The organism is Streptosporangium sp. NPDC049248, assembly GCF_040678965.1.
Lineage (GTDB): Bacteria > Actinomycetota > Actinomycetes > Streptosporangiales > Streptosporangiaceae > Streptosporangium > Streptosporangium fukuiense.
Genome location: NZ_JBFAQY010000070.1, coordinates 1,509 through 3,295, shown reverse-complemented (window position 1 = coordinate 3,295; position 1,787 = coordinate 1,509). Strand labels below are relative to the sequence as shown.

Here is a 1,787-nt window from a genome sequence, read left to right as displayed (position 1 = left end):
GCCGGGTGTTGGTGGCGGGGTGGGTTTGGTCGCTGTTTGTTGTTTGAGATTTGCATAGTGGACGCGAGCATCTTTGTGGCCAAGTTTTTTAGGGCACACGGTGGATGCCTTGGCATCAGGAGCCGATGAAGGACGTGGGAGGCTGCGTTAAGCCCCGGGGAGTCGCCAACCAGACTTTGATCCGGGGATGTCCGAATGGGGAAACCTAGCACCAGTCATGTGGTGTTGCCTCCGCCTGAATGTATAGGGCGGTTGGTGGTAACGCGGGGAAGTGAAACATCTCAGTACCCGTAGGAAGAGAAAACAAATAGTGATTCCGTGAGTAGTGGTGAGCGAAAGCGGATCAGGCTAAACCGTAGGCGTGTGATAGCCGGCAGGCGTTGCGTTTACGGGGTTGTGGGACCCTCTGACGGTTTCTGCCGAGACCGTGGACAGTAAGAAATCGATGGGATAGCTGAAGCTTCTGGGAAGTGGCGCCGTAGACCGTGAGAGTCGGGTAGGCGAAATCTTGTCGACTGTTGGAGGGGATCCCAAGTAGCACGGGGCCCGAGAAATCCTGTGTGAATCTGCCAGGACCACCTGGTAAGCCTAAATACTCCCTGATGACCGATAGTGAACAAGTACCGTGAGGGAAAGGTGAAAAGCGCCCCGGTGAGGGGTCGTGAAATAGTACCTGAAACCGTGTGCCTACAAGCCGTAGGAGCGTAAACACTTTTCGGAGTGTTTGTGATGTGACTGCGTGCCTTTTGAAGAATGAGCCTGCGAGTTATGGTGTGTGGCGAGGTTAACCCGTGTGGGGGAGCCGTAGCGAAAGCGAGTCTGAATAGGGCGTTTGAGTCGCATGCTGTAGACCCGAAGCGGAGTGATCTAGGCATGGGCAGGTTGAAGCGCGGGTAAGACCGCGTGGAGGACCGAACCCACCAGGGTTGAAAACCTGGGGGATGACCTGTGTTTAGGGGTGAAAGGCCAATCAAACTCCGTGATAGCTGGTTCTCCCCGAAATGCATTTAGGTGCAGCGTTGCGTGTTTCTTGCCGGAGGTAGAGCACTGGATGGCTAATGGGCCCGACAAGGTTACTGACGTCAGCCAAACTCCGAATGCCGGTAAGTGAGAGCGCAGCAGTGAGACTGCGGGGGATAAGCTCCGTAGTCGAGAGGGAAACAGCCCAGACCACCGACTAAGGCCCCTAAGCGTGTGCTAAGTGGGAAAGGATGTGGAGTCGCAGTGACAACCAGGAGGTTGGCTTAGAAGCAGCCATCCTTGAAAGAGTGCGTAATAGCTCACTGGTCAAGTGATTCCGCGCCGACAATGTAGCGGGGCTCAAGTACACCGCCGAAGTCGTGGCATTCACACGTATAACTGAGCCTTTGTGGTTTAGGTGTGTGGATGGGTAGGGGAGCGTCGTGCGGCCGGCGAAGCAGCGGAGTGATCCAGCTGTGGAGGCTGTGCGAGTGAGAATGCAGGCATGAGTAGCGAATCAGAAGTGAGAAACTTCTGCGCCGGATGACCAAGGGTTCCTGGGGCAGGCTAATCCGCCCAGGGTAAGTCGGGACCTAAGGCGAGGCCGACAGGCGTAGTCGATGGACAACGGGTTGATATTCCCGTACCCGCTACGATGCGCCAATACTGAATCCAGTGATACTAAGGGTCCTTAACCCCTCCGAGCCTTCGGGCTTGGGGTGAGGGTGAACGCCTGGCCTGAACTGGTAGTAGGTAAGCGATGGGGTGACGCAGGAAGGTAGCCCAGCCCAGGCGATGGTAGTCCTGGGGTAAGCATGTAGGGACGT

Annotated in this window: 1 rRNA gene (only partly in view); it reads left to right on the top strand. The window is 56.2% G+C overall.

Features of this window, described 5'->3' with window-relative positions:
- Positions 1-77: 77 nt before the first annotated feature.
- A 23S ribosomal RNA gene (locus tag AB0K21_RS44520) occupies positions 78-1,787 on the top strand; its annotated part runs 1,508 nt beyond the window's last position; the annotation flags it as partial.